Origin of the sequence: Pseudomonas delhiensis (assembly GCF_900187975.1) — a bacterium.
Lineage (GTDB): Bacteria > Pseudomonadota > Gammaproteobacteria > Pseudomonadales > Pseudomonadaceae > Pseudomonas > Pseudomonas delhiensis.
On sequence record NZ_FZPC01000016.1, the window covers coordinates 159,190 to 166,369 of the forward strand.

At 70.7% G+C, this 7,180-nt stretch carries 4 protein-coding genes and 1 pseudogene; 3 read left to right on the plus strand and 2 right to left on the minus strand.

The genetic code is table 11. The features are described from left to right. Positions 1-3: 3 nt before the first annotated feature. Both CHC02_RS16060 and CHC02_RS16065 read left to right on the plus strand, forming a co-directional pair. Positions 4-3,141, plus strand: coding sequence for an efflux RND transporter permease subunit (locus CHC02_RS16060; protein WP_089392457.1), 3,138 nt, complete (start codon positions 4-6; stop codon positions 3,139-3,141). Then, the gene (locus tag CHC02_RS16065) at positions 3,141-4,523 is read left to right on the plus strand and encodes an efflux transporter outer membrane subunit (protein WP_089392458.1); all 1,383 of its coding nucleotides are present in this window, start codon (positions 3,141-3,143) and stop codon (positions 4,521-4,523) included. Before CHC02_RS16060 ends, CHC02_RS16065 begins: the two co-directional genes overlap by 1 nt. A gap of 118 nt (positions 4,524-4,641) precedes the next feature. Here CHC02_RS16065 and CHC02_RS16070 read toward each other — a convergent pair whose 3' ends face one another. Together CHC02_RS16070 and CHC02_RS16075 are read right to left on the minus strand one after the other, a co-directional pair. Further along, positions 4,642-5,901 carry a HAMP domain-containing sensor histidine kinase gene (locus CHC02_RS16070; protein WP_089392459.1) on the minus strand — a complete coding sequence of 420 codons (1,260 nt, stop codon included), beginning with the start codon at positions 5,899-5,901 and terminating at the stop codon, positions 4,642-4,644. Continuing rightward, positions 5,898-6,587, minus strand: coding sequence for a response regulator transcription factor (locus tag CHC02_RS16075; RefSeq protein ID WP_089392460.1), 690 nt, complete (start codon positions 6,585-6,587; stop codon positions 5,898-5,900). Before CHC02_RS16075 ends, CHC02_RS16070 begins: the two co-directional genes overlap by 4 nt. A 225-nt stretch (positions 6,588-6,812) precedes the next feature. Between CHC02_RS16075 and CHC02_RS16080 the strand changes: the two are divergent. Next, a pseudogene (locus tag CHC02_RS16080) lies at positions 6,813-7,180 on the plus strand (outer membrane protein assembly factor BamA); the annotation flags it as partial.

Sequence of the window (7,180 nt, forward strand, 5' to 3'; positions counted from 1 at the left end):
GCCATGGCACGTTTCTTCATCGACCGCCCCATCTTCGCCTGGGTCATCGCCATCCTGGTGATGCTCGGCGGCGCCATGGCCATCGTCCAGCTGCCGCTGGCGCAGTACCCCGACATCGCGCCGCCGCAGATCACCCTCAACGCCACCTACACCGGCGCCTCGGCCAAGACCATGGAGGACTCGGTGACCCAGGTCATCGAGCAGCAGATGACCGGCCTGGACGGCCTCACCTACATGTCCTCCAGCAGCAGCTCGGCGGGCAGCGCCAGCATCACCCTGACCTTCGAGGCCGGCACCGACGTCAACACCGCGCAGATGCTGGTGCAGACCAAGCTGGAGCAGGCCAAGGCGCGGCTGCCCGACGCGGTGCAGCAGCAGGGCATCGAGATCCGCAACTCCTCCAGCGACTTCCTGATCATCCTCTCGCTGGTCTCCGACAACCCCGAGGTCAGCGCCACCGACATCAGCGATTTCATTTCCAGCACGCTGTACGACCAGATCAGCCGGGTCGACGGCGTCGGCCAGGTGACCACCCTGGGCTCCAGCTACGCCATGCGCATCTGGCTCGACCCGGACAGGCTCAAGCAGTACGCGCTGATGCCCTCGGACATCAGCAGCGCCCTGCAGGCGCAGAACGTCGACACCTCCGCCGGCCAGCTCGGCGCCCTCCCCGCGCGGCCCGGCCAGCAGCTCAACGCCACCATCAGCGCGCGCAGCAAGCTGCAGACCGCCGCGCAGTTCCGCGACCTGGTGCTCAAGCACGCCAGCAACGGCGCCGTGGTGACCCTGGCCGACGTGGCCCGGGTGGAGCTGGGCAGCGAAAGCTATGACGTGGTGGCCGAGCACAACGGCCGGCAGTCCGGCGGCATGGCGGTGAGCCTGGCCAGCGGCGCCAATGCGCTGGACGTCTCCGAAGCGGTGCAGGCGAAGATGGCCGAGCTGGAGAAGTTCTTCCCCAGCAGGCTGCAACTGCACACCGAGGTGGCGTACAACACCGCGCCCTTCGTGAAGATATCCATCGAGGAAGTGGTCATGACGCTGTTCGAGGCCATCGCCCTCGTCGTGCTGATCATGTACCTGTTCCTGCAGAACTGGCGCGCCACCCTGATCCCGGCCGTCGCCGTGCCGGTGGTGCTGCTGGGCACCTTCGGCGTGCTCTCGCTGATGGGCTACTCGATCAATACCCTGACGATGTTCGGCATGGTCCTGGCCATCGGCCTGCTGGTGGACGACGCCATCGTGGTGGTGGAGAACGTCGAGCGGATCATCGCCGAGAAGGGCCTGTCGCCCCGCGAGGCCACGCGCGAATCCATGGGCGAGATCAGCGGCGCGCTGGTCGGCATCGCCGTGGTGCTCTCGGCGGTGTTCGTGCCCATGGCCTTCTTCGGCGGCTCCACCGGCGTCATCTACCGGCAGTTCTCGGTGACCATGGTCGCCGCCATGGCGCTCTCGGTGCTGGTGGCCATGACGCTCACCCCGGCGCTGTGCGCCACCGTGCTCAAGCCGGGCAAGGCGCATGGCGGGGAGCGCCGCGGCTTCTTCGGCGGGTTCAACCGCACCTTCGAGCGCGGCTCGCAGAGCTACCGGCGCGGCGTCAGGGCGGTGCTGGCGCGCCCGCTGCGCGCCCTGCTGGTGTACGCGCTGGTGCTGGGCGGCGTGGCGCTGCTGTTCCACAAGCTGCCCACCGCGTTCCTCCCCGACGAGGACCAGGGCATGCTGATGATGCAGATGACCCTGCCGGTGGGCGGCACCGACGAACGCCTGCAGGCGGTGACCCGGCAGGTGCGGGAATACATGCTCGCGCAGCCGGAGGTGGCCTCGATCCTCACCGTGCGCGGCCTGGGCAACGGCGGCAACGCGCAGAACTCCGGGCGCGCCTTCGTCAAGCTCAAGGACTGGTCCGAGCGCCGCGGCGAGGAGCACGGCGCCGCGGCGGTGGCGCGCCGGGCCAACATGGCGCTGATGAAGATCCTCGACGCCAACGTCTTCGTCATGTCCCCGCCGGCCATCATGGGCCTGGGCGAAAGCTCCGGCTTCGACGTGCAGCTGCAGGACCTCGGCGGCCTCGGCCACGCCGAGCTGCTCAAGGCCCGCGACAGGTTCCTCGAACTGGCGGGCAAGGACCCGCGCCTGGCCAACGTGCGAGCCCAGGGCCTGGAGGACACCCCGCAACTCGACATCGCCATCGACGACCGCAAGGCCGGCGCCATGGGCGTGTCCTCCAGCGACATCAACGACACCCTCAGCGTGGCCCTGGGCGGCAGCTACGTGAACGACTTCCTCGACGCCGGCCGGGTGAAGAAGGTCTACCTGCAGGGCGACGTCGACAAGCGCATGCAGGCCGAGGACATCGGCGACTGGTACGTGCGCAACAGCGACGACGCCATGGTGCCGATGTCCTCGTTCGTCAGCACCCGCTGGAGCACCGCCTCGCCGCTGCTGGAGCGCTACAACGGCTTCGGCGCCTACGAGCTGGTGGGCGAGCCGGCGGCCGGGGTCAGCTCCGGCGTGGCCATGGCGGCGGTGGAAGAGATCATGGCGCAGCTGCCCGAGGGCATCGGCTACGCCTGGACCGGGCAGTCCTACCAGGAACGCCTGGCCGGCAACCAGGCGCCGCTGCTCTATGCCATCTCCATCCTGTTCGTGTTCCTGTGCCTGGCGGCGCTGTACGAAAGCTGGTCGGTGCCCTTCGCGGTGATGCTGGTGGTGCCGCTGGGCATCCTCGGCGCGCTGCTGCTGACCGGCGTGCGCGGGCTGTCCAACGACGTCTACTTCCAGGTCGGCCTGCTGACCACCGTGGGCCTGGCGGCGAAGAACGCCATCCTCATCGTCGAGTTCGCCAAGGAGAACCTCGAACGCGGCCAGGACCTGCTCGCGGCGACCCTCGAAGCCGTGCGCGTGCGCCTGCGCCCGGTGCTGATGACCTCGCTGGCGTTCATCCTCGGCGTGCTGCCGCTGGCCCTGAGCAGCGGCGCCGGCGCCGGCGGGCGCCAGGCCATCGGCACCGGCGTGCTCGGCGGCATGCTCGCTGCCACGCTGCTGGGCCTGTTCTTCATCCCCCTGTTCTACGTGCTGGTGCAACGCCTGGCCGGGCGCCTGGCCGCCGCCAACCATGCCGCCAGCGCGCAAGGAGAAGCCTGATGCGCCTTACGCCTCTACCCCTGGTTCTCGTGCTGGCCCTGGGCGGCTGCGTGAACCTCGCCCCGGACTACCAGCGCCCCGAGGCGCCGGTGGCCGCCCAGTGGCCCGGCGCCACCGCGGCCGGCCAGGCCAGCGCCGACATCGCCTGGCGCGAGCTGTTCGTCGACACCCGCCTGCGCGACACCGTGGCCCGCGCCCTGGCCAACAACCGCGACCTGCGGGTGGCCGCGTTGAACGTCAAGTACCAGCAGGCGCAGTACCGCATCCAGCGCGCCGAGCTGTTCCCGACGCTTTCCGCCACCGCCGACGGCACCCGCCAGCGCGGCGTGGCCGAAGGCAGCGGCAACACGGTCAGCAGCCAGTACAGCGTCGGCCTGGGGGTGAGCAGCTACGAGCTGGACCTGTTCGGCCGCCTGGGCAACCTCAAGGACGCCGCCCTGGAGGACTACCTGTCCCTGGAGCAGACCCGCCGCAGCACCCAGATCAGCCTGGTGGCGGAAGTCGCCAGCGCCTGGATGACCCTGGCCGCCGACCGGCAACTGCTCGAGCTGGCCCGCGACACCTACGCCAGCCAGCAGAAGACCTACGCGCTGGTGCAACAGGCCCACGGCCTGGGCGGCGAGTCCGGGCTGAGCCTGGCCCAGGCGCGCAGCACGGTGGAGTCGGCCCGCGCCGACGTGGCCAACTACGCCAGCCAGGTGGAACAGGACCGCAACGCCCTGGAACTGCTGGTGGGCGAGCGCCTGGACGACAGCCTGCTGCCGGGCGACGCCAAACTGGATGTCGCCCTGCTGGTCGGCGTGCCGGCCGGCCTGCCCTCGACGCTGCTGCAACGGCGGCCGGACGTACTCGCCGCCGAGCACACGCTCAAGGCGGCCCACGCCGACATAGGCGCGGCGCGGGCGGCCTTCTTCCCCAGCGTGACGCTCACCGCCAGCGGCGGCAGCGCCAGCAGCGAGCTGTCCGGGCTGTTCAAGTCCGGCAGCCGCGCCTGGAGCTTCGCGCCCTCGATCAACCTGCCGATCTTCGACGCCGGCAGCAACCGCGCCAGCCTCGACGCCGCGAAGATCACCCGCGACATCGACGTGGCCAACTACGAGAAGACCCTGCAGACCGCCTTCAGCGAAGTGGCCGACGCCCTCTCCGTGCGCAGCCACATCAGCGAGCGGCTCGACGCCCAGCGCAGCCTGACCCAGGCCACCGACCGCAGCTACGCGCTGTCCCTGGCGCTGTACCGGCAGGGTTCGCAGAGCTTCCTCGAAGTGCTCGACGCGCAACGCTCGCTGTACTCGGCGCAGCAGACGCTGATCAGCCTGGAGCTGTCCGAGCAGGTCAACCGCGTCACCCTGTACAAGGTGCTGGGCGGCGGCTGGCAGGGCTGACGATCAGCCGCGCGCCGGCATGACTGCGTTGGAAACAGGCGAGGAATGCTCATTCAGCGGCTTCCTCGCCGGTTTCTGCCTTGTTCTGCTCCAGCTCGCGAGATCGTGAATAGCGCCCTCAGAACAGCCGCGGCAACTCGATGCGCACCAGCAGCCCGCCGCCCTCGGCGGGCTCGGCGGTGATCCGCCCGCGGTGCAGCTGCACCGCGCGGCTGGCGATGGCCAGGCCCAGGCCGAAGCCGTCCGGGCCGGCGTCGGGGCCGCGCTCGAAGGGCTCGAAGATGCGGCCCAGGCGGCTCCCGTCGACGCCCGGCCCATGGTCGCTGATGCACACCACCAGGCGTTCGCCCCCCTCCACCAGGCTCGCGCCGACGCGCACCTCTGTGCCCGCCGCGGTGTAGCGCACGGCATTACGGATGACGTTCTCGAAGGCCCGGTAGAGCAACTCCTCGTGGGCGCGACCGAGGAACGGCTGGTCGGCCACCAGGCGCACCTGGCAGCCCTTGCCCGCCGCCTCGAAACGGGCGTCCTCGACGATCTGCGCCAGCAGCTCGACGACGTCCAGCAGGCGGCGCTCGCCGTTGTCCTGGCGCGACTGCGCCCGCGCCAGGGTGAGCAGTTGCTCGATCAGCTCGTCCATGCGCCGCGACTCGCGCTCGATGCGCTCCAGCATGCCGGGCTGCCCGGGCACCTGCCGCAGCAGGCCGATGGCGGCGTTCATCCGCGTCAACGGCGAGCGCAACTCGTGGGAGATGTCGTGCAGCAGGTGCTGCTGGGCCTCCACCAGGGCCTTGAGCTGGCCGGCCATGCGATCGCAGTCCTCGGCCAGGTCGACGATCTCGTCGCGGCGCCGGCCCAGGCGCGGCCTGACGCGCACCTCGAAGCGGCCCTGGGCGACCTCGCCCATGGCCTGGCGCAACCAGGCCAGCGGCCGGGCCAGGTAGTGGCTGAGCAGCAGGGCGAAGAGCGCGCTCATCAGGGTGCCGGTGAGCAGCGGGCCGAGGGAGCGCGGCGGCGGCGCCTGGTCCAGGGAGCTGGCGGCCGAGGCGCGCAGCACCAGGCGCTGGCCGTCCTGGCTGGTGACCGCCAGCTCGAAGCGCACCGGGGCCACCGCCCGCCCGGCGAGCAGCCCGCCCCGGGCATCGTAGAGGCCCACCTGGACGTCCGGCGGCTGCGGCGACACCTCCAGCAACTGGCGCCCCGCCGCCTCGCCGAAGCGCTGCAGCAGGCGCACCTCGGTGGCCAGCAGCGAGCGCAGCGCCGGGGTGTCGCCGCGCAGCTCGTCGAACATGAAGGCGCCGGCGCCCACCAGGAAGGTCAGGCCGTTGGCCAGCCAGAAGGCCAGGAACAGCTTCCAGAACAGGCGTCCGCGCTTCATTCGACGATCAGCAGGTAGCCCATGCCGCGCACGCTCTGGATCCAGCTGCTGCCGTCGGCGCGCGGGCCGAGCTTCTGGCGGATGCTGCTGATGTGCACGTCGATGCGCCGGTCGTAGCGGGTCAGCGGGCGACCCAGGGCATTCAGCGACAGGTCCTGCTTGCCGACCAGCTGCCCGGCCTGGCGGGCCAGCACCTCCAGCAGACTGAACTCGGTGCCGGTCAGCTCCAGCGGCTGGCCGCGCCACTGCGCCTGGCGCTTGCCGGGCCAGAGCAGCAGGGCGCCGCTGCCGACCGCCTCCGGGGCGCTCTCGGCCGGCGCCTGGGGCTGCACCCGGCGCAGGATGGCGCGCAGCCGGGCGACCAGCTCGCCGGGCGAACTGGGCTTGGGCACGTAGTCGTCGGCGCCCAGCTCCAGGCCGGCGATGCGGTCGATGTTGTCGCCCCGGGCGGTGAGCAGCAGCACCGGCACCTGGCTACGCGCGCGGATGCGCCGCAGCACCTCGATGCCGGAGATGCCCGGCAGCATCACGTCCAGCACCACCAGCGCGTAGGCGCCGCCGAGGGCCTCGGCCTCGCCCTCCTCGCCGGTGCCCACGGCGGTGGCGCGGAAGCCCTCGCGGGCCAGGTACTGGCCGAGCATTTCGGTGAGTTCGCGGTCGTCGTCGACCAGCAGTACGGGAATCATGGAGGGCACGCGGTTCAAGGCCTGGAAGCCGCAATGATCCCTTCCGCCAGGCCGCCGTGTCACCGCCGCATGGGCAAACTTTACACATCTTTACCCTGGGTTAACCGCGCCGAACACAGCCCGCTCTTATCCTCATCGGCCGCCAGCCCGGGCCGGGCGGCAGCGCCCGGACGATCGCCGTGCGAGCCGTCCGCGCCCCCTGCCACCGCCTGCCTGGAAGTCACGATGCGCCCTACCCGCCTGCTGTTCCCGATCCTGCTGTTCAACGCCACCCTGGCCCATGCCGCAGGCTTCAAGATCGCCGACATCCGCGTCAACGGCCTGCAGCGGGTCTCCGCCGGCAGCGTGTTCGCCGCCCTGCCGCTGAACGTGGGCGACCAGGCCGACGACCACGCCCTGGTGGAGGCCTCGCGCTCGCTGTTCCGCACCGGTTTCTTCCAGGACATCCACCTCGGCCGCGACGGCGACGTGCTGGTGGTGGACGTGGTCGAGCGCCCCTCCATCTCCAGCATCGAGATCGAGGGCAACAAGGCCATCAGCACCGAAGACCTGATGAAGGGCCTCAAGCAGTCGGGCCTGGCCGAAGGCGAGAT